The organism is Vibrio sp. GLN_1, assembly GCF_043106015.1.
Classification (GTDB): Bacteria; Pseudomonadota; Gammaproteobacteria; order Enterobacterales; family Vibrionaceae; genus Vibrio; species Vibrio parahaemolyticus.
On sequence record NZ_JBICMD010000007.1, the window covers coordinates 129695 to 154296 of the forward strand.

At 46.0% G+C, this 24602-nt stretch carries 23 protein-coding genes and 1 riboswitch; of the genes, 13 read left to right on the plus strand and 10 right to left on the minus strand.

All coding sequences use genetic code 11. The features are described 5' to 3' along the window. Positions 1-4 precede the first annotated feature (4 nt). From ACF8OV_RS03310 to ACF8OV_RS03325, 4 genes are all read left to right on the plus strand, one after another. Positions 5-895: an HlyD family secretion protein gene (locus ACF8OV_RS03310; RefSeq protein ID WP_005499907.1), complete on the plus strand. Its 891-nt coding sequence runs from the start codon at positions 5-7 to the stop codon at positions 893-895. Positions 896-911: 16 nt separating this feature from the next. Further along, on the plus strand, positions 912-1598 hold the full coding sequence (locus ACF8OV_RS03315; RefSeq protein WP_005462716.1) for a potassium channel family protein: 687 nt from the start codon (positions 912-914) through the stop codon (positions 1596-1598). Then, positions 1591-2736 (plus strand): AI-2E family transporter, encoded by a 1146-nt coding sequence (locus ACF8OV_RS03320; RefSeq protein WP_005484213.1) that lies wholly within the window; start codon positions 1591-1593, stop codon positions 2734-2736. Before ACF8OV_RS03315 ends, ACF8OV_RS03320 begins: the two co-directional genes overlap by 8 nt. Positions 2737-3014: 278 nt before the next feature. Next, positions 3015-3686, plus strand: coding sequence for a DUF2057 domain-containing protein (locus ACF8OV_RS03325; protein ID WP_005499910.1), 672 nt, complete (start codon positions 3015-3017; stop codon positions 3684-3686). 29 nt (positions 3687-3715) lie between these two features. Here the strand turns inward: ACF8OV_RS03325 and ACF8OV_RS03330 are convergent, their stop codons facing one another. Together ACF8OV_RS03330 and ACF8OV_RS03335 are read right to left on the minus strand one after the other, a co-directional pair. Further along, entirely contained in the window at positions 3716-4204 is a 489-nt protein-coding gene (locus ACF8OV_RS03330) for an RDD family protein (RefSeq protein WP_005462711.1), read from the minus strand. 151 nt (positions 4205-4355) lie between these two features. Next, positions 4356-5120 carry a ferredoxin--NADP reductase gene (locus ACF8OV_RS03335; RefSeq protein WP_005462708.1) on the minus strand — a complete coding sequence of 255 codons (765 nt, stop codon included), beginning with the start codon at positions 5118-5120 and terminating at the stop codon, positions 4356-4358. Positions 5121-5330: 210 nt separating this feature from the next. On the opposite strand from ACF8OV_RS03335, the gene ACF8OV_RS03340 reads away from it, so the two are divergent. After that, positions 5331-5783, plus strand: coding sequence for a thioesterase family protein (locus ACF8OV_RS03340; RefSeq protein WP_025579641.1), 453 nt, complete (start codon positions 5331-5333; stop codon positions 5781-5783). 111 nt (positions 5784-5894) lie between these two features. Here the strand turns inward: ACF8OV_RS03340 and ACF8OV_RS03345 are convergent, their stop codons facing one another. Next, positions 5895-6113, minus strand: coding sequence for a VF530 family DNA-binding protein (locus tag ACF8OV_RS03345; RefSeq protein WP_005396617.1), 219 nt, complete (start codon positions 6111-6113; stop codon positions 5895-5897). A 150-nt stretch (positions 6114-6263) separates the two neighbouring features. Between ACF8OV_RS03345 and ACF8OV_RS03350 the strand changes: the two genes are divergently transcribed. Next, a complete protein-coding gene (locus ACF8OV_RS03350) occupies positions 6264-7187 on the plus strand; it encodes a LysR family transcriptional regulator (RefSeq protein WP_005484216.1) in 924 nt (307 codons plus the stop codon). Here the strand turns inward: ACF8OV_RS03350 and ACF8OV_RS03355 are convergent. Both ACF8OV_RS03355 and ACF8OV_RS03360 read right to left on the minus strand, forming a co-directional pair. Continuing rightward, complete coding sequence (locus tag ACF8OV_RS03355) at positions 7184-7474, minus strand: putative quinol monooxygenase (RefSeq protein WP_203503516.1); 291 nt, start codon at positions 7472-7474, stop codon at positions 7184-7186. The two genes, ACF8OV_RS03350 and ACF8OV_RS03355, sit on opposite strands and share 4 nt — an antisense overlap. A 69-nt stretch (positions 7475-7543) precedes the next feature. Further along, positions 7544-8197 carry an oxygen-insensitive NAD(P)H-dependent nitroreductase NfsB gene (locus ACF8OV_RS03360; RefSeq protein ID WP_005480118.1) on the minus strand — a complete coding sequence of 218 codons (654 nt, stop codon included), beginning with the start codon at positions 8195-8197 and terminating at the stop codon, positions 7544-7546. A gap of 167 nt (positions 8198-8364) precedes the next feature. Between ACF8OV_RS03360 and ACF8OV_RS03365 the strand changes: the two genes are divergently transcribed. Both ACF8OV_RS03365 and ACF8OV_RS03370 read left to right on the plus strand, forming a co-directional pair. Beyond that, on the plus strand, positions 8365-9828 hold the full coding sequence (locus ACF8OV_RS03365) for an AraC family transcriptional regulator (protein WP_203503519.1): 1464 nt from the start codon (positions 8365-8367) through the stop codon (positions 9826-9828). A 129-nt stretch (positions 9829-9957) separates the two neighbouring features. After that, positions 9958-12615, plus strand: a complete 2658-nt coding sequence (locus ACF8OV_RS03370; RefSeq protein WP_274055879.1) for an alpha-amylase family glycosyl hydrolase — start codon at positions 9958-9960, stop codon at positions 12613-12615. A gap of 84 nt (positions 12616-12699) precedes the next feature. Here the strand turns inward: ACF8OV_RS03370 and ACF8OV_RS03375 are convergent, their stop codons facing one another. Beyond that, positions 12700-13857 carry a D-alanyl-D-alanine carboxypeptidase family protein gene (locus tag ACF8OV_RS03375; protein WP_021484077.1) on the minus strand — a complete coding sequence of 386 codons (1158 nt, stop codon included), beginning with the start codon at positions 13855-13857 and terminating at the stop codon, positions 12700-12702. Between the two features lie 210 nt (positions 13858-14067). Here ACF8OV_RS03375 and ACF8OV_RS03380 point away from each other — a divergent pair, with 210 nt between their 5' ends. After that, positions 14068-15363: an alpha/beta fold hydrolase gene (locus tag ACF8OV_RS03380; RefSeq protein ID WP_274055880.1), complete on the plus strand. Its 1296-nt coding sequence runs from the start codon at positions 14068-14070 to the stop codon at positions 15361-15363. Between the two features lie 76 nt (positions 15364-15439). Here ACF8OV_RS03380 and ACF8OV_RS03385 read toward each other — a convergent pair whose 3' ends face one another. Continuing rightward, positions 15440-15928, minus strand: a complete 489-nt coding sequence (locus ACF8OV_RS03385) for a GNAT family N-acetyltransferase (protein WP_005462686.1) — start codon at positions 15926-15928, stop codon at positions 15440-15442. Positions 15929-16253: 325 nt separating this feature from the next. On the opposite strand from ACF8OV_RS03385, the gene ACF8OV_RS03390 reads away from it, so the two are divergent. Together ACF8OV_RS03390 and gbpA are read left to right on the plus strand one after the other, a co-directional pair. After that, positions 16254-17234, plus strand: coding sequence for a rhodanese-related sulfurtransferase (locus tag ACF8OV_RS03390; RefSeq protein WP_203474286.1), 981 nt, complete (start codon positions 16254-16256; stop codon positions 17232-17234). Positions 17235-17658: 424 nt separating this feature from the next. Further along, positions 17659-17763: riboswitch (cyclic di-GMP riboswitch) on the plus strand. A 100-nt stretch (positions 17764-17863) separates the two neighbouring features. Further along, positions 17864-19327: an N-acetylglucosamine-binding protein GbpA gene (gene gbpA, locus ACF8OV_RS03395; RefSeq protein WP_392404326.1), complete on the plus strand. Its 1464-nt coding sequence runs from the start codon at positions 17864-17866 to the stop codon at positions 19325-19327. A gap of 70 nt (positions 19328-19397) precedes the next feature. Here the strand turns inward: gbpA and ACF8OV_RS03400 are convergent, their stop codons facing one another. Beyond that, positions 19398-20270: a patatin family protein gene (locus ACF8OV_RS03400; RefSeq protein ID WP_005458402.1), complete on the minus strand. Its 873-nt coding sequence runs from the start codon at positions 20268-20270 to the stop codon at positions 19398-19400. Positions 20271-20451: 181 nt separating this feature from the next. Beyond that, the gene (locus ACF8OV_RS03405; RefSeq protein ID WP_005458325.1) at positions 20452-21093 is read right to left on the minus strand and encodes a MarC family protein; all 642 of its coding nucleotides are present in this window, start codon (positions 21091-21093) and stop codon (positions 20452-20454) included. Between the two features lie 195 nt (positions 21094-21288). Between ACF8OV_RS03405 and nfsA the strand changes: the two genes are divergently transcribed. Further along, positions 21289-22011 carry an oxygen-insensitive NADPH nitroreductase gene (nfsA, locus tag ACF8OV_RS03410; RefSeq protein WP_203503531.1) on the plus strand — a complete coding sequence of 241 codons (723 nt, stop codon included), beginning with the start codon at positions 21289-21291 and terminating at the stop codon, positions 22009-22011. 69 nt (positions 22012-22080) lie between these two features. Here nfsA and ACF8OV_RS03415 read toward each other — a convergent pair whose 3' ends face one another. Next, the gene (locus tag ACF8OV_RS03415) at positions 22081-22980 is read right to left on the minus strand and encodes a hypothetical protein (protein ID WP_078230625.1); all 900 of its coding nucleotides are present in this window, start codon (positions 22978-22980) and stop codon (positions 22081-22083) included. A gap of 453 nt (positions 22981-23433) precedes the next feature. Between ACF8OV_RS03415 and ACF8OV_RS03420 the strand changes: the two genes are divergently transcribed. Next, positions 23434-24552 (plus strand): polysaccharide export protein, encoded by a 1119-nt coding sequence (locus ACF8OV_RS03420; RefSeq protein ID WP_023584498.1) that lies wholly within the window; start codon positions 23434-23436, stop codon positions 24550-24552. The last annotated feature ends 50 nt before the right edge of the window (positions 24553-24602 follow it).

The following is a 24602-nucleotide window of genomic DNA, read 5'->3' on the forward strand; positions in this document are numbered from 1 at the left end:
CAAGATGAAAAAACTATTCGTAATCGCACTCAATCTTGTCATTCTTGGTGGCGCAGCTTGGCTCGGCTATCAAAAATTTGAAGAGTATTTTAATAATCCATGGACACGCGATGGCCAAGTACGCGCGAACGTCATCAAGGTCGCACCGCGAGTGTCTGGCCCAATTGTGAATGTTTCGGTGCAAGACAACCAAGAAGTGAAAACGGGCGATTTACTGTTTGAAATCGACCCAACCACTTACGAAGTCGCACTATCTCAAGCCGAAGTGGCGTTGGAAAAATCCATCGTGAGCTCTCGCGGTAAAAAAATCGAATACGATCGCCTTAAAGACATTCGCGCGAAAGACCGCGGCGCAGTATCTCACAAGGATCTGATTCGTCGTGAAATCGCTTACGAGGAATCGCTACTGCAAATCAAATCTGCAGAAGAGCAATTAAAGTCAGCGCGCCTTAACCTCAGTTTCACCAAAGTTTATGCGACCGTCGATGGTTTTGTGTCTAACCTCGATATTCGAAACGGTACACAAGCGGTCGCAAACCAACCGCTGCTCGCACTGATCGACAAAAACAGTTTCTGGGTATTTGGCTTCTTCCGCGAAAACCAACTCGCGCAAATCGAACCGGGTAGCCAAGCACGTGTCACCTTGATGTCTCACCCAGACACGCCTATCGACGCGACCGTTGACTCTATCGGTTGGGGTATTGCGCCAAAAGACGGCACGGTCGGTTACAACCTTCTTCCAAACGTGAACCCTGTTTTTCAGTGGATTCGCTTAGCACAACGTATTCCGGTACGAATCTCCATCCAAGAGCTTCCTGAAGATGTTGATCTTCGATTCGGGCTTTCTGCGTCCATTATGGTGATGAAAGATTCATCGGCAGAAAATGAACAGTAACTAAGTGAGAAGAACCATGGTCATTGGTAAAAAACTCAAAAACATTAATGAAGAAAACAACTTCTTCTATCTAACCTTAGCGCTGGTGATTTTGTTGCTAGGGAGTGCGATGGCACAAGTGGTGGGCGAAGGGACGATTGAACACATACTGCAGGCGTTCACGGTTCTCACGTTCATTGTCTGTTTTGCCAGCCTTCGCTTTGACAAAACGTGGTCTCGATTCCTCTATACCCTGTTTGGTGTTTGGGTACTAGTGATTGTGATCAAGACCGTTTTTAACATCCGCGAGATGAATGTGGTGATGCTTGCTCTCACCTTCGCGTTCTTTTTCGGCACTTTTAAATCCATCGCAAGACAGATTCTCTTCACTGGCCACGTCAACAGCAACAAAGTGATTGGCTCGGTCGCGCTTTTCTTGCTGCTTGGTCTGATGTGGGCGATTGCCTACCTCATTCTGCTTGAGTTCTCGCCTGAAGCCTTTACCGGTATGGAAGCGATTTCTTGGGGGCAGAACTTCTCCAATGCGGCGTATTTCAGTTTCGTCACCTTAACCACGCTCGGTTATGGCGACATCAGCCCTCTAACGCCACTGGCTCAAGTCGTGGTGTATTTAGAGGCCATTACAGGTGTGTTTTATATGGCGATTGTTGTTTCAAGTCTCGTCAGTTCCAACATTGATCATCAGGTAAACAAAAATGGATAAACAATCGGAAAGAAATGAAAGTAAGCTTTTCATCAGTAACATGGTGGAATCAGCGATACGTATTGGCTTGATCTTCGTATTGCTGATGTTTACGTACGACATCATCAGGCCTTTCATCCTTCCAGTGATTTGGGGTGCCATCATCGCGGTAGCGCTACTACCACTGACCAAAAAACTGCAACGCGCTTACGGCGGCAGACGCGGCTTGGCTGCCACAACAATCGCACTGCTGGGTATCGCCCTGCTGGTAACGCCACTAGTGATGGTGTCGGGCTCTATCGTGGATGGTGCAACACACGCGTTGGACGTACTGCAAAATGGTCAGGTAAAAATCCCTGGACCTAAAGCTTCAGTTGCTGATTGGCCTCTTGTGGGTGACAAACTTTATGAAGTATGGACGCTCTTTGCGACAAACTTAGAGCAAGCAATACAAACCTTTATGCCACAAATCAAGTCAGCATTAACCTCTTTGCTTGGCATGGTTGGCGGCGTGTTAGGTAGCTTGTTGCTGTCTATCTTGTCACTGGCTATCGCTGCTGGCTTTATGACGTATTCAGAGTCGTTGGCATCAGGCCTACAAACTATCGCGATCCGTACCGCTGGCGAAAACGCGAAAAGCTGGACAACGCTTATCGCCGCGACCATTAAAAGCGTGCTGCTTGGCGTAGTTGGTGTGGCTGCGATTCAAGCGCTATTGATCGGTGCTGGCTTCTTTGTGTTTGGCGTTCCTGCTGCTGGTTTGCTCACTTTGATTCTGATGATTTTGTGTATCGCTCAGCTTCCTGCGCTGCTTGCCGTATTGCCAGTGATTGGCTACATGTACATGACGCAAGACAGCACAACCGCAACCATGTTTACCGTGTGGGCGGTTGTCGGTGCGCTGTCTGAGAACTTACTAAAACCAATGTTCATGGGCCGTGGTGTAGACGTACCAATGCCAGTGATTCTGCTTGGGGCCATCGGCGGTATGCTTTTCTACGGTATCGTTGGCCTGTTCCTAGGTGCGGTTATTCTGGCGATTTGGTATGAGTTGTTCGTTTGGTGGTTGAGCATCGAGAAAGCACAACAGCAAGAAGAAATGGCTGAACTCAAAGAAGAAGAGGAACAAACAGAATCTGGACATGGTGCCGGTATTTAAATTACCAAGGTAATGCCTTATCTTTGACCGAATAAAACAAACCGTTGCCCTGCAGCGGTTTGTTTCTATTTAACCTTAGCTCACAGTTTCATCGCAACGGATGAGATAAAAATGACGTTCTTGTTAAATTTTCATACTTCTTACACTTGAGAGTTGCAATCAAGCACTTAACGATGCAATCTCGTTGATCGCTATACCCAAAGAATTCCAAGATCCCCCTACATTTGAGCGACCGATCTTGACGAATTGGGACAATTACAAAGCTTAGGATAAAAACAATGAAATTGATCAAGCCTTTAACTTGCGCGCTTGCTCTAGCAATGAGTGGCATGGCATTCGCAGACGTTACGGTTAGCGTTCCTGACGACGTTTCAGTATTGGCAGCAAACGGTGAAAAAGCGAAACTTTCTGGCGGCTTTTTTGCTTCTGAAAAAACATTGACGCTACCGGATGGCGTAAACCAAGTCGTTTTCCGCTACGCACCTTACTTCAACCAAGGTAATGACCGTCTAAGCGTAGAAAGTGACGCTATCGTGGCACGCTTCGATACTGCAAATGCAGAGTTGACGATTGAAGTTCCAAAATACCGCAACATGCGTGACGCGGAAGAAAACATCAAAGATCTCGATTGGAAACTGGTTGATGGTTCAGGCAAAGCAGTCGCAGTTGACCAAGACAAGCTGATCAAACCGGGTATGCAAATCGGCCGTGATTACGTGCGTGAAATCGAAGATTACAACCGCGCTGGCGGTACAGCAGCCGTCGCTTTTGCTGGTGCAGCGACCATGCAACCAGTCACGCTTCCTGCAAAGATTCCTGAAGACATGAAACAAGCGCGTGCAACCGCAGTGAAAGCAGATTCTACGGCAGAAGAAATGCTGCACTTCTGGTACCAAAAAGCAGACGCAGAAACAAAAGCGCGCTTTAAAGCGTACATCAATCAGCAATAGTCGTTGATTGACCTGATTTAAAAAGCCACTTAATGTGGCTTTTTTTGATCATGCAAAATAGACAGCAGCAAGTCAGGTGCTTGCACGACTTTGGTCTTGGTGAGGAAATCATGCAACAAACGTCGCTCTGGATGAAAAACAAGCAACACAAGGTTCACCAACGGAACGCCAGGAATAAACATTTCGAGTAGGTAGCTGATGCCAAGCCGGATGGAAACCGTCACTTTGGTCGCGGCACGACCATTTTTCATCACCACTTTGATACCAACAAAACGCATGCCGATGGTTTGCCCTTCCTTCAACCAATACCAGTTAATCACGAGAAGAATGGGAACAGTGAGGAGGTACACCGCGTGGGTGTCGTAAACAAGCGTGAAGTTTTCTTGCAGGGATAAACGGAAGTCATAGAGCCAAAAATTGATACCCAACGCGATAACAACGACAACGCTAATGACGACGAACAGATCAACGAAACCGCCTATAAGCCGCTGCATTTTGCTCGCAATTGAAGAGTACATATAACCACCTACAACAACAGTGAACGCAGTCTAGGCATTGTTGTATATGTGCTCAATTGATAAGTCTATAAATTCGTATCATGTCTCAAAAGTGATTTTTAATTTACACCGATATAACTTAGTTATCTCGGTTTCAGCAATGGGTGGATACTTACCAATAACGCTCATAGATAACGTGACCGCCTGTTCGAGTTCGATACTTTTCTAACCCTAATTCTTGCAGCACAGGCAAGGTATCTTTAATCATCTCTGGGTTACCACACAGCATCACAAAACTGCTTTGCGGAGAGAAAGGCACATCCACTTTATTGGCAAGCTCACCAGACGCAATCAACTCTGGGATTCGACCTTGCAGTTTTCCGAGTGACGATTCACGACTCACGATTGGCACGTACTTTAAGCGTCCTTCATATCGGAATTGAAGATGCTCAATCAGGTATTTGTAGACCAAATCTTTTTCGTAGCGAACACCATGCACCAGCACGATACGATCATTGTGAGGAAGCAGGTTAATGTCATCCAGCAAAGATAAAAACGGGCCAATGCCAGTCCCCGTCGAAAGCAACCATAGATCACTCGCTTGCTTAGGAATGGTGTCGTGAATGAGATCGCCATGCGCGGTTTCACCCACATAAATCGGGTCACCCGCTTTTAGCTTTTGCAACCTTGGAGAAAGTTGCCCTTGAGGATCTGCCACAATGAGGAATTCGAGCCACTCGTGTTGCTCGCTTGGCGCATTAACCACAGAGTAAGCGCGGCTGATAGGCTTGCCCTCATCATCGAGCAAAGCAAGCTTGGTGAACTGGCCGGCTTTAAAGGTAAGAGGCGCGCCTGAGACCCTTAAACTGAACAGCTCGCCAGTCCAGTCAATGCGTTTTTCCACCTTGGCTAGATTGAAACCTTTCAGCTCAGTCATAAGACACCTCCTATTTGGTTACTCTTAGTTAAACTTACGCCTTCAACTCGATTATGTAAAGTTTCTAGTTTACATAATAAGATTGCCATTTCATTTCACATTTTAAAAACAATTTTATTACATATTAAATGATTACATCTAGAATAAATGCTCAAAGTGATAAGTCGTGTCGCAATTTGTGGCAATGCAGATGAAAAAGGAGCACTAAAAATGGACACACTGTTAAAGGACTTTCCCGTTATCACAGAGATCAAAGTCGCATGGGGTGAAATGGATGCTCTGCAACACGTCAATAACGTGGTCTATTTCCGCTACTTTGAGACGGCGCGTTTAGATTACTTCAACAAAATTAATCTGCTGGTCGACCTGCAAACCTCGCAAATTGGGCCAGTACTCAGCGAGACGCAATGTCGCTACAAACTGCCTGTCACTTACCCAGACACGTTGCTGGTCGGCTCGCGCGTGATCGACATGCAAGAAGACCGCATCACTATGGAATATCAAGTATTGAGTAAAAAATGGGGCAAGATTACGACGGTCTCAACCGCGACAGGCGTGATGTTCGATTTTAAAAACAACGAGAAAGCGGCCATTCCTGATCATGTGCGCCAATCCATTCTTGAGTTAGAAAGCACGGTTGGCAGTACGCATCGTTTGGAATAAATCGGCAGCGGACAGTAAAAAGTCATCGAAGAAACAAGTACAGTAAGAAAACAAAAAGGTGGCTCATGGCCACCTTTTTTGATTCGGATTTTTTAGCTGAAAGCGTAACGCTTAGCAAAACGTCTCGATATACAGCGCTTCGACTTTGTCTCGTGCCCATTGCGTTTTACGCAAAAACTTCAGAGAAGATTTGATCGACGGATCTTTCTTAAAACAGTTCACTCGAACGCGCTCATACAGGCCATTCCAACCAAAGTGTTCAACTAGTCGGGTGACGATTTTTTCTAAACTCAACCCATGCAGAGGGTTATTCGGCTGTTCGTTGCTCATGTTGTTGATCCAGTAACGATGTAAGTGGCGGGCTAATCTAACTCAAAGTGACCACTTAACCTAATGTTTTCACCTTCAAAGGCGTTTAGCTTGAATTACTTTGCTCATCTCCCCTATAGTAGCTCAAACTTCACAAACATCCTTTTCACGATGAAAGCCCTCAACGACCTCAATATTTTTGTCGAAACCGCGCGCCAAGGCAGCTTTTCAAAAGCCGCTAACAGCATGGACATGACACCTGCCGCCATTAGTGCGTCGATTAAGCGTCTTGAAGGGCAAATCGGTTTCCCACTGTTTGTGCGTTCCACCCGAAGCCTGCGTTTAACCTCAGAGGGCGAACTGTTTTTAGACAAAACCACGCAAGCATTGGCTACATTGCAAGAGGGGTTGGATCAGATCTCAAGTGCGCGTGGCGAGTTATCTGGTCAACTGCACATTACTGCGCCCTCCGATTTTGGTCGCAATATGTTGCTCGATTGGGTGGATGAGTTCATCGATCTCTACCCAAATGTTTCCATAAAACTAGAGCTGTCCGATAGCTTGACGGATATGTACACCAAGCCTGTCGATATTGCGATTCGCTACGGCGAACCGGCCGACTCCAATCTGGTCGTGTTGGCTTTGTGTGGGTCAAACGAACGGATCTTATGTGCATCGCCAGAGTACGTAGCCACACATCCAGAACTCACCTCTCCTGCCGATTTAACGCAACACAACTGTTTGTGCTATATGGTCGCGGATTCGGTCTACAACAAATGGACGCTCACGCGTGACGGCGAGAAAGAACAAGTCGTGGTCAGCGGTAACTTGATGAGCAACGATAGTGACTTGCCACATCGATTAGCGATCAAAGGCAAAGGCATTGCGAATAAATCATTGATGGACATCAGCCGAGACTTAATCGAGGGAAGATTGGTGCGAGTGTTACCAGAGTGGGATTGCGGCCCAGTACCGCTCTACATGGTGTGCGCCGATCGTCGCTTACTGACGCCAACGATTCGGACTTTCCGCGACTTTATCCAACAAAAATGCTGCCAACAACGCGCCAACGTGCTGGCAACCTTCTGTCATTAGGCGATAAATCGAAGAGGACGAATCTGGGTATATTCAACCCAATCGTTCTCTTCTAATGTTTCAAGAAACGTCGACATGTGCGGGCTTTGCAAATGCTTATCCAAGGCATCTTGCGATGCCCAAATCTCTTGGAACATAAATAGGCCTTCAACTTTCTCGTCAAGATACAACTCGTATTGGCAACAGCCTTCTTCTTTGCGAGTTGGCTCTAGTAAACCAGCAAGCAAGTTCACCACCTGATCCTTACTGTCTGGATAGGCTTTCACTTCTGCAACTAAGTGGATCATCGTTTTATCACTCTTTTGCGATTTATATATTGATTACAGGGTTCTACGTCACCTGTAAGTAAGCTCGAATTAGATCTCGGTGAATACGGTTTCTGCGTCCCAGCGAGACTTTGGCGTTTTCGCGTTGAAGTCATCTTCCGCGTGGTAGCCCAGCGGCACGATCACAACGCTGGTGTAACCTTTTTCACGCAAGCCAAATTCTTCATCCAGCACTTTGGGATCAAACCCTTCAATTGGCACTGCATCAATTTCTAGCGTCGAAGCACCCAACAACAACGTACCCACGTTGAGGTAAACTTGTTTCTCCATCCAATGATTCGCATCTTTCAGATCAAAGCGGTGCATGTTCACAAAGTAGCTACGACCACCACGCACAGCCGCTTTCGCTTCTTCGGTTGGGAATCGGCCATCTTTTTCTTCTTGCGCCATTAGCGCTTCAATGTAGTCGTTATCAATGCCTGTTTTCGCACAAAACACCAATACGTGAGAAGCATTGAGAATCTTCGCCGCGTTAAACGCGTAGTTCTCTTGCGCCGCTTTAGCGATGCGCTGTTTGCCTTCTTCTGTGCTTGCTAGAATGAAATGCCAAGGCTGGGAGTTCACACTCGATGGACTAAAACGAATCAGCTCTTTAACTGCGTCGATTTTTTCTTGAGGTAGCTTGCGCGTTGGGTCAAACACTTTCGTTGAGTAACGAGATTTTGCAGCTTGTACGATATCCATGAGGTTCTCCAATTAATGAATTTAAGCTGTGTAACAGCATAACCTCATGAGATAAAGGGAAAAACCGATTTCGATTAAAAACATTTTCAAAATAAATTTGAAAATAAAACGATAAGAAAGGCTTTGAGCGTTCTCACTGAACTTCTTCATCTTTTCGGCAATAATGCATGTTTGCTCGCAACCAAACTCAACTCATGCTGCCTCAAGATAACGTTATTACATCCTTTCTGTGCAAAAAGCTCGGTCACAATCATCTGAGAATTGCCGGCGAATATTGGCACATTGAGAAGTTGGTTGCCTTGCAATGCATGATGTTGAAAGAAGCGCCTAACCTCCAAGAAGGGCTGCTTTGGTGGAGTAAAAGTGTCTCATTATTCGACCGCCGTTTGTACGTCACATTGCAACATGGTGATGCCCAAATCCATCTGCAAGTCGAATGTAGAACGGCCGATATGCCAAATTGGGCCGAGTCGGTGTTTGGCTTGCTCAAAATGCAGTTGGAAATGCTTGAGCTAAGCGAATCAATACAGGTACAAGTTCAAGCCAGCAATCCACTCGCGGCCGATATTTTTCTAGAGGAAACGCGAGATTCTAAAACGAGTTCAAGCGTGTTTGACCTGGTGAAACATGTTTATTTGCTGCTTTCTCACCAGCCAATTGAGCAACCAGAATTACTGAGTGTTTTGAACGCCTTGTTCATCAAAAACAGCAATTACGCGCTCAAGTTAGAGCAAGCGGCAAGGCAACTGGGCGTCTCCAAACGCACCTTGCAACGTCGACTGCAAGAGAAGCAAATGAGCTACTCTCAATGCGTTGATTTCGCGAAAAGAAAGCAAGCACTCACTTTGCTTGCCGACACCCAACTCACGACGCAGCAAATCGCCTATCAACTTGGTTACGAAGAGCCATCGAACTTTCACCGCACTTTTCGTCGTTGGTATCCGTTTTCACCCATGCAGTATCGCCAACAATGTTTGGATAACCGAACTCAACTAAATCAGCAACCGATCCGCTTGCACTACGCCAAAGCCAATACCTTCGACGATAACCACATCGACCAACCTGTCGGCAAAATCTGGATAGAAGTGGACAATATTGCGTTTGAAAAAGTGGTCTCGGTAGAATGCCGTGACCGTGATGGCGCATGGCGGCGCTATCCCGCCTTCTTCGAGCGTTTTTTAAGTCATGGCACCGAACTCTGGGCAACGACTGAACTTCCGGTGGCGCATCCCCTTACCTTTCGCCTGTGTTATGAAGTCGATGGGGAACGTTACATTGAGAATAACCACCAGCGTGATTATGTGGTTTCTAAGGGGCTTTTAATTGGCGCAACGGAATACATTGTTCCGACTCGGCAGCTGATTAATATTGGGGCGCAATACACGCTCTTTGTCGAACTGGCATGCCGACTTGAAAACGTTGCGAGGATTGACTGTTACGCCGATGATGACCCCACACCTCACGCAATGCGCTTGACCCAGCACTCGCTACATTATGCTTGTTGGGTGCTGCAATTATCGCTCACTCAAACAGCAAAGCAGTGCCGTTTCCGCCTTTATGATGAATCCGACAACGAGCTCGCGAAAGAGCATTACCCGATACAATATCCTATTGTGCAACCGCTCAATTAAAACTGTCGGTCAGATCAAAACCATCACTTCGTGACATCATTTCACGTCTTTTTTGGCGTGAAGTGACACCCTCAATTTCAAACCTTTGCTTTATCGTTTCTGCATTACTGCATAACGGAGGCAGAAACTGTGTTTGAAACTCTACCTAACCCAATGAATAAAATAAAAATACTTCCTTTAGCGATCGCTCTTGCTCTCTCTGGCTGTGGAAGCGACGAAACCACACCAATCGATACAGGCAGCCACGTGGCATCCCCTGATTGGCAAGATCAAATCATTTACTTCCTGATGATCGACCGTTTTAACGACGGCGACAGCGCTCTCAATGATCAAGGGCAAAACGAATTCGATCCGACGTCGGATAAAAAATTCAGCGGCGGCGACCTCGTTGGCGTGAGTGATAAGTTAAGCTACATCGAAGATCTCGGTGCCACATCGATCTGGATTACTCCGCCAGTTGCTAACCAATGGTGGGATGCTGAGCAAAACTACGGCGGCTACCATGGGTACTGGGCGCGCGATTTTCAAAAAGTGGATGAACACTTTGGTGACATGGAAAGCTACCAAGCGTTAGCACGCGAAGTGCATGCGCGTAACATGTTCTTAATTCAGGACATCGTGACCAACCATGTAGGCAACTTCTTCACCTACGATGATCCTTACAGTTATGATCCAAGCCTACCTTGCCAAGGCTTCCGTTTGATTAAAAATGCACTACCCGCCGGGCAAGAACTGCCGTACCCACTCAACATGAACGAGTGTAAAACAGACGGCACAGGCAGCTACCATTGGACGCCAACCATCACCGACCACAACGATCCGGTACAAGAAAAAACCTGGCAACTCTCTGATTTGGATGACCTTAATACGTCCGATCCTGAAGTACGCGCTTATCTAAAAGAGAGCTACCGAAAATGGATTCGCGAAGTCGGCGTCGACGGATTCCGTATCGATACGGTGAAGTTTGTTGAACACGATTTCTGGAACGATTTCCTACACGCCAACGATGGTGTGATGACGCAAGCGGTTGATACCGGTCGTGACAACTTCCTCACTTTTGGTGAAGTATTCGAAACATCTACGCCATACAACACCGAAGGCGAAGAGAAGATGCTGACTTACATCGGTGAAAGTGGCTCACCGAAACAGCTAACCTCGGTACTGAACTTCCCATTGCAAGCGACCATGACGCGCGTATTTGCATCAGGACAACCGACCGACTATTTACGTTTCCGTCTTGAGAAAATGATGGAGATGTTCCCAAATCCATACATCATGCCGAACTTCATTGATAATCACGACATGCCGCGTTTTCTGTCGCAAGGTAGCGTGAATGACATGAAACAAGCACTGATCACCATGATGAGCGTGCCGGGTATTCCTGTGATTTACCAAGGTACAGAACAGGCGATGTCAGCAGCGCGCGATGCGATGTTCGCCGGAGGGTACCGTGAAGATGGCAACTACGTAGACTCATTCGACCAAAACAGTGAGATGTACTTGTTTATTCAAGAACTTGCCAAGCTACGTATTGAAAACAAAGTCATGACACGTGGCGAAATGAAAGTGATTGGCAGCGATAAAGCGGGCGCGGGCGTGTTCGCCTTTACCCGAACGTTGGATAACGACGAAGTCTTGGTTGTGATGAATACATCCAACTCGCCGATGTTGATGAACCAACTCGATGTAGAACAAGTTGGCGGCACCGTCTTCAAACAACAGATCATGTCGAACTGGGCAGACGCTCCAGAACAGTTAGTCGCAGATGAAAATGGCCATGTGACGTTGGAACTGCCAGCTAAATCAGCAGTAATTTACTCAAAAACAAGCAGCAACCAATCTGTAAATACCCCAGACCTCAACATCCAACTGGCGCAGGATTGGGAAGGACAAACCATCACTGGTGATATTGTTATCGCGGGTAGTGCGAACGCCAACGAGAAGTTGAACCTTGTCGTCGATGGTAACTTGGAAACAGCGCAAGCCATTACTGTAGGCGCTGATGGTCAGTTTAGCGTCACGCTGTCGACTCGTCACTTTGCTATTGGCGAACAACAGCACCGCTTCGCGATTTATTCCACCGAGAAAAAAGCAGGCATCGAGGACGTGAATTTTGTCTCCAACCTAAGCTGGTCAAACACGCCGGACGACACCATTGATGATGCAGGCGATGCACAAGACAGCATGGGCGGTCCTAACGGTAACTACTCGCTACCAACCGATCCAACATTCGACAAAGACAGCAGCCAACTCGCAATCAACAAAGCAGAAGTGTTTACCGTTGGCAGTAACGTACGCTTGACCTTCACCATGAACAAAATCACCGACACTTGGTTGCCACCAAACGGCTTCGACCACGTGGGTTTCACCATCTTTATTGATTTACCGGAAGAAGCCGCAACCAACTTGTCTGAGCTACCGAAGGTCAACGCTTCTATGCCAAGCGGAACCTGGAGTCGCAATGCGGTTGTTTTTGGCTGGCAAAGCTCGATTTACAACACCAAAGGAGCAAATGCGACGACATGGGGAGAAGCCGTAACGCCAGCACCAACAGTGACAGTAGACAAAGCCAACAACACCATTTCAATGGACTTTGCTAGCGGTGCACTAGGCCGCCCAGATTCGCTCGATGGAATCCGATTCTATGTCACGACTTGGGACTTAGACGGCCTTTCGGCAACTTACCGTCCGCTAGAGCAAGACAAAGGCCCTTGGAACTTCTCCGGTGGCGCATCGGATGAAAGTAAGATTTGGGACGATTTACCAATCATCACCTTGTCGGAATAAACCGTTAAAAAAGACACCGCCCTGCGTTTAGCTGGGCGGCCATCAACAAAAGAATGCAGAAAGACACTTCTGCTCGTTTTTATTCTAGTTAAAGAACGATTTCACCCACAGCACCAGACTGTCCCAAAGCTGACCGAACCACGAGCCCTCTTCTACCGCTTGGCTGCTGACCAAGGGATAACTCGCCACGGTACTGTCATCGCTTTTCCAAACGACCTTACCAATCTCATCTCCTTGCGCGATCGGCGCAATCAACGGTTCATTTAACACCACACTCTTATCAAGCCCAGCCGTCATTGAACGAGGTAGAGTGAGATAGGCATCTTTAGCGAAGATCGCTTCAACTTGATTAGCATTTCCCTTCCAAACGCGAACTTTAGACTCAACTTGGCCCTGCTTAGCAACTTGCTTGGTGTCATAAAAGCGAAAACCATAGCTGAGTAGATTCTTCGATTGGCTGATCCGAGCCTGTTTACTTGGCGTACCCATCACCACCGAGATAAGGCGCATTCTTCCTTCTTTGGCCGAGCTCACCAAGCTGTATCCGGCATTGCTGGTGTAGCCGGTTTTGCCCCCGTCGACATCAATGGAATTGTCCCACAACAACTTATTGCGGTTGTACTGCGTAATGTCGTTCCACTTGAAGACTTTCTCACTGTATAGCGCGTACACATCAGGAACATCGCTGATGATCGACTGCATGAGTTTTGCCATATCGGTTGGTGAGGTTTGGATGCCATCACTATCAAGACCATGGGAGTTCACAAAATAGGTATCTTGCAGTCCTAATTTCTCCGCCCAACCATTCATCAAGGCGACAAAGCCGCGTTCGCTGCCTGCAACGTGCTCAGCCAGTGCAACGCACGCATCATTTCCTGATTGGATGATCACGCCGCGCATTAAGTTCGCAACACTAATTTCATCTTTCGGTTTGATGAACATTTTAGAAGAACCGGGAAACTTGGCCGACCACGCGTTTTCGCTCACGGTGACAACATCATCCCATTTCAAACGCCCCGCTTTGATTTCTTGTCCAACTACATAAGCGGTCATCAACTTGGTTAAACTCGCCGGAGCAAGGCCTGCTCGCCCGTTATGCTCGGCAATAATGGCACCGGATTGAAAGTCCATTAATACGTAGCCTTTTGCCTGTAACTGAGGTGGGTTAGGCGTAACAACGGCAAAAGTAGGTACGCTTATTAAACAAGTCACAATTGTCCATCGAGCCAGTGACACTTTCATCCGACTTCCTCCATGCTCTTACTTTGTCGCAACTCTATTGAGCATAGCTCACTCAACCAGTTGCACCAGTCGCTAATCGTTTCATTTTCTTGAACTTACATTGATTTGACCAAGGTATAGAACTGAAGAGGCGATTGGGAAATAGCATTGGTTCTTCATGCCATTCGCAGTAAAGTAGCACTACCCCTCAATAAGGAAATAAAGATAACAATGAACGCTCAATCATTTATCGACGCAGGATTGCATTACACTCCCCACAGTTTTACCGTTCCTCTGGATTACCAAGACGCGAGCAAAGGCACTATTGAAATATTCGCTCGTGCGGTTTGCCTAGTTGGCGATGAAGAATCGACCAAACCTTGGTTGGTTTACTTTCAGGGCGGGCCGGGCTTTCCCTCTCCGCGTCAAAACGGCAATAGCGGCTGGGTAAAACGCGCGCTGCAAGAGTACCGAGTTTTGCTTCTCGACCAGCGCGGTACGGGCAATAGCAGCGTAATTAATCACCAGACGCTTGCTCACCTCACGCCGCAGCAACAAGCAGACTACTTGAGCCACTTCCGAGCGGATAACATCGTGCGCGACGCGGAGTACATTCGTAAGCAATTTGGCGTCGAAAAATGGGCGATCTTAGGTCAAAGCTTTGGTGGGTTTTGCTCCCTCACCTATTTGTCTTTGTTCCCAGACAGCTTGCTACAAAGCTACATCACAGGTGGCGTGCCATCAGTCTCGCGTCATGCCGACGATGTGTATGAAGCCACCTTCAAACGCACCATGGAGAAAAACCAAGCGTTCTTCCAACAATTTCCAAGTGCGCAACAACTTTGCCAAAACATTGCGAATCATTTGCTGGAAAATGAAGAGTACCTACCAAATGGTCAACGCTTCACGGTGGAACAATTTCAACAAATCGGCATCAATTTTGGTGTGAGTGATACTTTCTTGCCAACTTACTATTGGCTAGAAAGCGCGTTGATTGAAGTGAACGGCAAACAACAACTTCGCTATGAGTTCTTGAACGATATGTTGGCGCAGCAAAACTTCCAAACCAACCCGATCTACGCCATTTTGCATGAATCGATTTACTGCCAAGACTTTGCGTCGAATTGGAGTGCGCACCGTGTTCGCCAAACCCGACCAGAGTTTAATTATGAACCTGACCAGCCATTTTACTTTACGGGGGAAATGGTCTTCCCGTGGATGTTCGACCAATACGTCAACCTTAAACCACTAAAAGACGCCGCAGAAATATTGGCCGCGAAAGACGATTGGGCTGCGCTGTACGATCAAACTCAACTGGCTCAAAATAAAGTGCCTGTCAGTTGCGCCGTTTACGCCGATGATATGTTTGTTGAAATGGATATCAGCCGAGAGACGCTCGCGTTAATCCCAAATTCAAAAGCGTGGATCACCAACGAGTACGAGCACAACGGTTTGCGTGCCGACGGTGAACGTATTCTCGACAGGCTCATAGCCATGGGCAAACAGACCGCAGCTGCGTTGAAATAAGCACGGCAGACGTTAGAAAAACGCCTTTTCAGTATTTGGTGAAAAGGCGTTTATAGCGGTTTATGAACAATGGCGATCAGTCTTTCACTCTTTTGCTCATCATTTTAGTCATCACGCGATAACCCATCTTATGATAGAAATCTTCGCCTTCATGATTAAACGATGCGACCGTTAAACCAATTTCTTCAATACCTTGATTGCATAAATCGCTTTCGATTTTGTCCATGAGCGACAAGCCTATTCCTAAGTTGCGGTGACTTTCCGAGACCACCAACTCGTTAACGAAGCCAACGCGCTTTGCAACAGAAACCATCGAGTCAATATCTCGAACGGTACCAGAGATAAATCCAACGACTTGTCGATGTGAGCAAGCGATAAAGGCGATCATGCTGTCATCGAAATACTTGTCAAAGACGCCACGTTCTTCCCTTAGCTGCGCCATTTCTTCGGGTGATCGGTAGAAGTTAGGCTCGGCTTCATAGTGAGAGGTATCGAGCTCTACCAATAATCCTTTGAGTAAAGGGATATCTTCTTCTCTCAGCCTTCTGATGTGAAACTGCTGCATGTCCTTTTCCTGCTAACTGATGGTTTTATTGTCATTTTGGCTTTCGCTCATCACCTATTTAGGTAGAAATATAAAGCCTAGCCACAGTACAAATTTCAACCAACCATGTCGAGTTTGATTTCCCTTTCCTCCTTTTGTTTTTGCCAAGAGTTTGAACACATACCGGATTTGTCTCGCTGCCGAGCGATTAGCCATCCAGCATCGCCTCTCTTCTGACAAGAATATCCGTAAATTTTGTCCGTATTTCCGACTAATTTACTCAGGTATACTCCGAGCCGCTAAAATTTAAAGGTCATCGACCACCTGTTTTTATAAAGGAAATCTCATGAGTCAGTATGTAGTCTGTGCGCTGTACAAGTTTGTGGAGCTGAATAACTATCAAGAGCTACGCGAGCCATTACTTGCGTTGATGGAAAAACACCATATTCGCGGCACGTTACTGCTGGCTGGGGAAGGTATCAATGGTACGGTCGCCTCTGACCGCGCGGGTATTGATACGCTGCTTGAGTGGCTAAATACTGAGCCTCGTTTAACGGGCACGGTCTACAAAGAATCTTACTCTGAAACGCAACCATTCAACCGCACCAAAGTGAAGCTGAAAAAAGAGATCGTGACATTGGGTGTTGAAGGCATCGACCCTCGCCATGTGGTGGGTACGTATGTGAAACCCCAAGATTGGAACGATTTGATCGCCGATCCAGAAGTGTTTGTGGTGGATACTCGCAACGATTACGAAATCGAAATCGGCACCTTCAAAGGGGCTGTAAACCCAAATACTGAAACGTTCCGAGAGTTCCCAGACTATGTGAAAGAAAACATGGATCCGGAAAAACACAAGAAAGTTGCGATGTTCTGTACAGGTGGTATCCGCTGTGAGAAATCAACCGCTTACATGAAAGAGCAAGGCTTTGAGGAAGTTTACCACCTAGAAGGCGGCATTCTTAAATACCTTGAAGAAGTACCACAAGAAGAGAGCATGTGGGAAGGCGATTGTTACGTGTTTGACGGTCGTGTGGCTGTCAACCACCAGCTTGAGAAAGCCGATTACGATTTGTGTAACGCTTGTCGATTACCGATCACAGAAGAAGACAAGCAGTCTGAATTGTTTGAGCAAGGCGTGAGCTGCCCGAAATGTCACGGCAAACATTCAGAAGAGCAAGTTGAGCGATTCCGCGAGCGCGAAAAGCAAGTATCATTAGCCAATCAACGAGGCGAGCAGCACGTTGGTGGTGAAAGTGCTAAACAACGTGCGCAGCGACGCGAAGCAAAGCTAGCGAAAAAAGCAGCTCAACGTAAACAAGCTTAAGTGACTCAATAGGCTTTCGGCGGGCCGTAACCCATACGGCTCGCCCTCTTTTACAATCACTATTTATTCACTTCCCCACTAACATTCAAGCAAAACATTTACGTTTCAAATCGAACTCGACAACAGTAAACACACCTAAAAAACCTCACCAAGAGCACAATCGCACTTAGCCCTGAGCACTTCCCCCTCATCAGTGTTAGCAGCAAAACAAACTCAAAAACCATACCAATAGAATGCTCAGAATTTCATTCATAAAATCAATTAAAAACACCTAAAAATAAATATTTTCAGATAGTTAAATTACATACAATTACAAAGGTCATTCGTTTATTTAGCAAATGGATATTAAATTGCGAGAACGATTCCACAAGGAGATGAATTATTTTTATTTGCACAGATTCATACGCTACATTCCGAGTGCTCAATCACATTTCGGCAAACCATTCGAAAGGATGGGACGCAAAGCTTCCGGTCTGCCAGCACTGCTTAACTAGTCAACACTAGTGCTTAAGATAGCGGGGTTGCCACTTTCTATCTGTATCTAATGAGTTCCAATCAGATGCGGACGAGAGTGCTCTGCATGCGCCGAGTTGTGGCATTCATTTGTCAGCCAAACAAGAGGACGTGTAATGAAATCATTCCCTAATAAATCGCTCGTTGCCCTTGCTATCGCAAGCATGAGCTCTGGTGTCTTAGCACACGGTTACGTATCGGAATCCAACGATGGCGTCGCAGCAAGTCGTGCAGCGCTGTGTAAGTACCCAACATCGGATACCAATGAAAGAAACACTAACTGTGGCGCAATTCAATATGAACCACAAAGCGTGGAAGGCCCAGATGGCTTCCCAGAGACAGGCCCTCGCGACGGGAAAATTGCCAGCGCAGAAACAGCTCTAGCAGCTGCACTAGACGAACAAACCGCCGACCGCTGGGTAAAACGTCCGATAAAATCTGGTACACAAACGTTTGAATGGACTTTTACAGCAAACCACGTGACTCATGATTGGAAATACTACATCACAAAACCGAATTGGAACCCGAACGCTTCATTGTCACGCGACTCGTTCGATCTCAACCCTTTCTGTGTGGTTGACGGCAATATGGTTCAACCACCAAAACAGATGAGCCACCAATGTAACGTGCCTGAACGCGAAGGGTACCATGTCATCCTTGCGGTATGGGATGTGGGTGATACCGCAGCATCATTCTACAACGTTATCGATGTCAATTTTGATGGTGACGCCCCTGTGATTCCTGAATGGACTCAAGGTGGCCAAATCATCCCTACTATGAATCTAAAGGTTGGCGATTCGGTTTACACTCGCGTGTTTGATCAATCTGGTGAGAACGTTGCGTACCGCACTGAACTAGCAATTAGTAACGACGTACTCACTCAAGCGAAAAACTGGTCTTACGCCTTGGCGAGTAAAATCAACCAAGAGCAAACTAAGCTTCAAGCTGGTCAATATTCGGAAGACAAGTTCACGCCAGTGTACGGCACGAACCCAATTTACCTGCAATCAAACAGTGGCCTTGAGCGTGTTGAAATTGGCTACAATATTGAAACGCCAGTACCTGACTATTCACTCACGGTTGATGGTCTTGCTAGTGAGTACATAATTGGTACAGAGCCAACCGCTTTAGACCTCACTCTTACCGCAGAGGGCGACTTAACCGCCGAGTTAACGGTTTACAATCATCATCGCGAACCACTAGCAAGTTGGACGGGTTCAATTCAAGATGGTGCAAGCGAACAAGTAGAACTCACGCTGAGCAAATCAGAACCGGGGCACCACATGTTAGTAACCCGCATTAAAGATACCGATGGCAACCTTGTCGATCAGCAAACTCTGGATTTCCATCTAAAAAGTGAGGAAGTCACCCCACCACCATCAGGCGAATACGACTTTGTATTCCCAGAGGGGCTTTCTAGCTACACAGCAGGTACAAAAGTGTTAGCAAGCGACGGCGCGATTTATCAATGTAAACCATTCCCTTACTCTGGCTACTGCGTACAGTGGAGTGAGAGTGCAACACAATTTGAGCCAGCGACAGGCTCACACTGGGAAATGGCTTGGGATAAACTGAACTAATCTCGCAGACGATAGACGTAAAGAACCCCGCCAATCGCGGGGTTCTTTTTACTTTATCAATCACTGCGAGTTAAAGACAAAAGTGGCAGTTTTCTCGACTTAAACCATAACCACCAGACAGATTGGTGATATGAGTTCTGCCTTCTTGAAGCCCCATTTCATACCCTTCGAGTAGAACGGATTGGCGCATCGACAAGCGTTGCACATGAAATTCATCCGGCGGCGCAATCACTCTCACGCGGGTTCCTTGTGGTGGATTGCGGATAAATTCCAAGGACTCATTGTAGTTCTCTGAACGATGCAACATCGCTTCTGCCATTTTAGGATGTTCAGCAAACAACTTGTTCATTAACCAAGTATTTTTTACTGGTTTTTTGGAGTAATTCAGCGGGTGCGATAGCACAACCGTGATGTCTCGCGCTCCTCTTCGGTAAGCTTCTCGAACCGGAATAGAATCCGCCACACCACCATCGGTATAACAACCACCAGAAAAACACGGAGTATGTTTGTAAGCAATCGGCAATGCTGTTGTCGCTTCTATCGCATGATGGAAATTTTCTCGCGTCACTCGATAGTAGTCCGCTTTACCTGTGTCCACATTAGTGGTGGCCGCAAAAAATGGAATGCCTTCAAAAAGCTTTTTCTCATCGACGGGATACAAACGGTTGGACTCTTCAAACAGCCATTTTACATCAATCAAATCGCCACCTTTGAGGAAACGGGTCGGGTCGAAAAAGCGCTTGCTGGTCGCGAGCTTTGTAATCACATTTATACTGCGGTGCGGGTAATCGGTCAGATAACCAATCAAATTAGATGCGCCTGCCGACACACCAATCGCAAAATCAAATGGCTTATAATCTCGCTCTAGAAATGCGTCTAACACGCCACTGGCAAAGACGCCGCGCATCGCTCCACCTTCCACTACAATTGCTTTCGTTGCCATGTTTCCCCCATTAATTTCTCGGAAAAGAGTAATGAAATTCGTGCATTAGCAACAATTGGTTATTCTTATTATTGAGATAGGTGAAGTCTATGTATTTCTGCCTTAGAAAGTGAAAACTAAAGATCAAAAAATCCACACTTATGACGCAACACAAGTGTGGATTTGGGAAATATAGGAAGAGTTAGGCAAATACGGTTTTGTAGGCTTCGCCAGCACCATCGATGAACATTTGGGTGCCGATAACTGCCAAAATCAGGCCCATCATTTTTGTCACCACATTCAAAGCACTAGGCCCTACCGCTTTGACCAGTTTGTCCCCAAACAGGAACAATATGTAGGTAATGATACAAAGAACCGCAAATGAAACGATGGTAATAATGGTTTGGTCAAAACCACCTGTGGTCGCAAAGTTCATCGCTGTCGCAATCGTACCCGGCCCCGCGAGTATTGGCATCGCCAACGGTGATACGGCAATACTCAAGGCTGCCTGTTGCTGCGCAGGCGAATACGCTTTTTCCTTGGTTTTTTGATGCGTGGAATCTCCTTGCAACATATTAAAACCTATCATGAAGACTAAGATTCCCCCAGTAATGCGCAGCGCATAAAGGGTGATACCAAAGAGGTCGAAAATCACTTTTCCTGCGATGGCAAAAATAGCCACGATGACAAAAGCAATAAACACCGAACGAAGTGCGATTGATCGAACGGTCTCTTTATCTTCATCCGCCGTGAGGCTCAAAAAGATAGGAATATTGGCAATGGGATTCATAATCGCAAAGAAGCCCATGAACACTGTGACGGTATGAAGTATCAGCTCTTTCATCTTTCCAACGCAGATAAACTATTGATTCTAAAAACAGTATATACCTTCACAAACAGAATGCGCGCCGTTTCCCCAGTCTGAACTCAAACTTATGCTCTAAGGCACAGTTTTTCTTTCACGATAGTTTACCCATTCATTAAATACCGCTAAGGTGAACGCTCAGCCTAAAAATAGAACAAAGGATGTTAAGTCATCATGAACAGTACGATCCAAACCATTCTTGGCCACCGTTCCATTCGTAAATTTACCTCACAGCCTATCGATAAAGAGCAACTGGAAACCATCCTTCAAGCGGGTCTTGCCGCATCCTCATCCAGTATGTTGCAGGTAGTATCAATTGTTAGAATCACGGACACAGAGAAGAGATCACAACTAGCGAAATTTGCAGGGAATCAAGCATACGTTGAAAGCGCGGCAGAGTTCTTGGTGTTCTGTATCGACTACCAGCGTCACACCAGTATTAATCCTGATGTTCAAGCCGATTTCACAGAGTTAACGCTCATAGGTGCCGTAGACTCTGGAATCATGGCTCAAAACTGCTTACTGGCAGCAGAATCGATGGGCTTGGGAGGCGTATACATTGGCGGTTTAAGAAACAATGCTCAGCAAGTGGATGAGCTACTGGGGCTACCCCAGAATACCGCCATCCTATTTGGCATGTGTTTGGGCCATCCAGATCAAAACCCAGAAGTTAAACCTCGCCTACCTGCGCACGTGGTGGTGCACGAGAACCAGTACCAAGCTCTCAACTTAGATGACATTCAAGCATACGACCAAACGATGCAGAACTACTATGCAAACCGCTCAAGCAATCAAAAACAAAGTACGTGGTCACAAGAAGTTACGAGCAAGTTAGCAGGTGAGTCTCGTCCGCATATTCTGCTTTACTTAAACAGTAAAGGGCTCACTAAAAGGTGATGACCACAGTACGATAGGATCAAAAAAGGCCTCTGAAGAGGCCTTTAGAATTTATCAGCAAAAACTCGCTTAGTTACCGCCTGTCGCGCCAGTACCATCTCCAGGTTGTGGTTCTGGTTTAATTGGCTTACCAGGTTTCGCTTCAGGAATTGTAGGAACAGTTGGTTTAATTTGATCTGCAGGTTTTCCTGCAGCGATATCTTTTTCAACCTGCTCAACAACGTTCTTTGTATCTGCTTCAGAAATCTCTACGTAAATCACTTCATCAGAACCCGCGCTAGCTTTCGGGTAATGTGGATTTTTCGCAATCACTTCTTCGGTAATCGATTTTGCAGCAACTGCTACAGCTTCAGGTGCAGCTGTTGGGTTTGCTTTAATGATATCCGATACAACGTTCGCTGTAGCAACTAACTTCGTAGCAAGTGCACTATTACCGCCTTCACCTTGAAGACCTTCAACTACTGACTCTGTATCACGAAGGATTTCATCAACCGTTTTACCACTTGCATTGATATCAATACCTAAGTTCTCGAATACTTTTTCGGCGATATCAGAAGAGTAAATCTCACCTTCTTTCAAAGAGTTAGAAACCAAAGTCGTAAATGGAGAGCCTGTTACTAATGAATCCGCCTGCGCTAAGCCTTGAGGGATTTTGTAATCAGATGTAATAGGTTTACCATTTGATGCGTCTTTACTCTCATCAGTATGCGTCAATACGAAAGCACAGTCACCTGGCGCATTTACGACATTGATATTTTCAAAACGCGCTTCACCAACCATACCTTCATAGTTTGTTGTATTTTCAATCGCGTCGTATGTTTCACCACCACATACAGCTTGAACCTTCATGCCGATAACAGCTGGATCATAAGCCTGAACTGAGTAAGTTTTCACTACTGGGTCACTGTCACTACCACAACCTGCCAGCAGAACCGCAGCCACACTTGCCGTTAAAAGTTTGATTTTCAAAATTAGCTCCAATAATTTGTTGTTATATCCGACCGCAACAGGAAGCATAACGGCAGTTGCATATGGTGTAAATAGGATGCATACAACTTTGGCATGAGTTTTTTCACATTAATCTCTGTTTACCTGTGCAAAATCATGCATTCGTCTCAATAACTCTAGATAGACACATTTTTGTCATATATTTGTCAGTATTTTTTAAGTATCTAGTTGCCTTTATTGCAACCAGATGGATAATAGTTGTCTATTTTTTGTGGGTCAGTTTTCAACCTTCATTAATAAAACTAAAGCTCTAAGTCGCAAGCAGCCATTTGGAGTGCTTATTACATAAATAATTCTGAATGGACTCGTTTTCTACAGGCTTAAACTGCAGTAAAACATCAATATTGATGACATGCAGCTCAACTAGAATGATTCAATTTCAGTCGGCAAATTTCTTTCGGTAGCTATAAACCAATGAATACACTTAATAAATTTTTGGGGATAACTGTACTTCCTATCGTCCTTTCAGGCTGTACACTTCCTGGTAGCCATCTTTCTATCAGCGATAAAACGGTAATGACTACCGAATCCAGTGACATAGAGTCTCAAGTTACCGTTTATCCCCTAACTTTGGAGCGAGTCACTTCTTTAAACTCTATTGAGCCTTTCTCGAAACCAAACCCAGAGCTAGATGTGGAAATAGCCAAATATGAGTATGAGGTTGGCCCTGGTGATATTCTGAACATCACGATTTGGGATCATCCAGAGCTCACTATTCCTGCGGGTTCGTACCGTAGTTCTGCGGAAGCTGGGAACTGGGTGCATTCTGACGGCACCATTTTTTACCCATACATTGGCGTTGTAAAAGTGGAAGGCAAAAACGTTCGACAAATTCGTTCTGATATTGCAAGCCGTTTAGCAAAATACATCGAAAGTCCTCAAGTAGACGTTAGCGTCGCAGCTTTTCGCTCTAAAAAAACCTATGTTACAGGTGAAGTGAACAAGCCAGGCCAACAAGCGATCACTAACATTCCACTAACACTTCTAGACGCAGTAAACCGCGCAGGTGGACTTGCTCAAGAGGCAGACTGGCGCAATGCAACTCTTACACGCAATGGGGTGGTTGAAAACATCTCGCTTTATGCACTAATGCAACAAGGTGATCTCACTCAAAACCGTCTTCTAAAACCGGGCGACATTGTCCACATCCCACGTAATGACGCACAAAAGGTATTCGTGATGGGTGAAGTCAATGATCCAAAACTGCTGAAAATTGATCGCAGTGGTATGAGCCTTACTGAAGCACTGAGTAACGTCGGTGGTATTAATCAAATTTCGGCAGACGCCACGGGTGTTTTTGTCATTAGACGTTCAAAAGAAGAATCTAAAATGGCAGACATTTACCAGTTAGATGTGTCTGATGCGTCTGCACTCGTTATTGGTACCGAGTTTGATCTAAATCCATATGATATTGTGTATGTTACCACCGCTCCGATTAGCCGTTGGAATCGTGTAATTACACAGCTAGTGCCTACGATTTCAGGCTTTAATGAGCTAACAGAAGGTGTGCTACGCATTCGCACTTGGCCATAGAATTAACATGAGCACAAGAGTTGAACCTTGTGCTCTTTTCTAATACCAAA